The sequence below is a fragment of the Mycobacterium sp. genome (assembly GCF_050701675.1).
Classification (GTDB): domain Bacteria; phylum Actinomycetota; class Actinomycetes; order Mycobacteriales; family Mycobacteriaceae; genus Mycobacterium.
In genome coordinates, this window is the sequence record NZ_JBOGDD010000730.1 from 1 (window position 1) to 2,251 (window position 2,251).

A 2,251-nucleotide genomic window follows, 5' to 3' on the forward strand; every position below is an offset into this window, starting at 1 on the left:
GGGTGACGTTGCGGTGGGCGACCGCCACCCCCGTGGGAGCACCGGTGGTGCCCGAGGTGTAGATGATGTACGCAATGTCATCCGGAGCCGGCGCAGGCAATGCGGTGCTCGGTTGGGAGTCGACGGCATCATCGTCGACGTCGATGACGAGCAAGTCGGCCGCGTCTAGCCGCGAACGCAGGTCCGCCGTGGTGATGGCCACGATCGGCGCGGCATCGTTGAGCACGAACTCGACCCGCGCGTCGGGATGCGCGGGGTCGATCGGCAGATACGCGGCACCGGTCTTGATCACCGCCAGGATCGCCGCGATCGCCTCAGCGGTCCGAGGAAGCAGCAGTGCCACCCGCTCACCCGGACCCGCGCCATGACTGGACAGGAGGTTCGCCAACCGGTTGGAGGCTTCGTCGAGCTCACGGTAGGACCACGACCGCTCACCACAGCTGATCGCCACCGCCTCGGGAGCGCGGGCCACCTGTGCGGCGAACAACTCCGGAATCGACGTCGGTGTGGTCGCAGGCAGGGTCAACACCGCCCGGTTGCCCCACTCGTCCAGGCGGTCGTGCTCGACCGAATCGAGCAGATCGATGGACGACAACCGCCGGGTGGGATCGGAGGGCATCACGGCCAACACCTGCTGCAACCGATTGACCAGTGTCTCGACGTCGGCGGCGTTGAACACGTCGGTGTCGTATTCGACGCGCAGACCCATCTGCTGACCCGGCATGGCCACCACCGACAGCGGGTAGTGGTTGTACTCGCGGCTGGTGAACTCGGTGATCGCCAGCTCCTGCACACCCAACAGCGCGTCGGAGTCGATCGGATAGTTCTCGTAGACGAAGAGGGTGTCGAACAGTCGTTCGTGGCCAGTGACGCGATGAATCTCGCCGAGCGCCAAGTGCTCGTGCTCGACGATGTCGTTGTGGGCGCCCTGCAGCTGGTTCAACAGCTCGGCGACGGTGGTGGCGACGGTGATGTTCGCCCGGACCGGCACCGTGTTGATCAACAGGCCCACCATCGACTCCGCGCCAACCATGTCGGTGGGCCGTCCAGAAACCGCGGTGCCGAAGGCCACGTCATGCTGCCCGGTCAACCAGGTCAGCGTCTGCGCCCACGCCGCCTGCAACACCGTGTTGACGGTGGTGTGGTGCGAACGCGCCAGCTCGGTGAGAGCCTGCGTGGTGTGTTCGGGCACGGAGAAGGACTCGACGTTTCGCCGCCCTGCCTGAGCGGGAGGACCGACCAGGGTCGGGGTGTCGAAACCGTCGAACACCTCGCCCCACGCCGCTCGGGCGGCATCGCGATCCTGACTGGCGAGCCAGCTGACGAAGTTGCGATACGGCGCGGCTGCAGGCAGACGGTGTCCGTAATAGCTGGCGAAGATCTCCTGCAGGAGGATCGGTAGCGACCAGCCGTCGATCACGATGTGGTGAATGGTCATCACGAACCGGTGCCGATTCTCGGCGGTGCGGACCAAAGCGGCGCGGAAGGCCGGCTGGGCGGCCAGATCGCAGACCGCGGTGCGCTCGGCGGCGCAGAGCCGCTCAACCTGCTCGTCGACGTCGAGTTCGAGGTACTGCCAGGCTATTTCGGGTTCGGCGGGGATGATCTGCACCGGCTCGCCGAACTGTTCGTCGAACCTTGCCGCCAAATTGGGATGGCGGGCGACCACGGTGTGCACCGCATCGCGCAGCCGGAGAGGATCGAGGGCACCGGTCACGGTGGTCCCGAGCTGCACCGCATACACGTCGTCGCCGGGGCCCTCGACGAAGCTGGCTTGGAACAGTAGGCCCTGCTGCAGGGGGGTCAGGGGCAAGACGTCGGCGATGTCGTACTTCTGTACCAGCTCGTCGACCTGCTGCTGGCTGAGCCGGGCCGGCGAAAGGTCCGAAGGGGTCAGCCCACCTCCGCCGTGTTGCACATGGGCGCAGATACCGGCCAAGGCGTCGAACCACAGCTGGCTCAGCCGCTGCACCTGGGTTTCATCGACCGTCGAGGGCGCCCACGTCCAGGCGGCCTGCAGATGCGGGCCTGCATCGGTGTCCATGGTGCCTGCGTTGAGCTCCACGGTGTGCGCCAACGGCGTTGTCACCGCCGATGCCACGTCCGTCAGCGCGAAACTGTCCTCGCTGATCCGCCACAGCTCATCGGAAAGGTCGCCCGCGCCCGCACCGAGACGGCCGAGGTAGTTGAATCCGATGGTCGGATCCGACCCGCCCAGCTCCACGTCGGGATTCAGGTAGCGCAGCAGACC

At 66.5% G+C, this 2,251-nt stretch carries 1 protein-coding gene; it reads right to left on the minus strand.

The genetic code is table 11. The annotated features are described in order from the left end of the window. Nucleotides 1-2,251: condensation domain-containing protein (locus ACRDUX_RS22410; protein WP_526416628.1), on the minus strand; the 2,251-nt coding region annotated here is incomplete at both ends.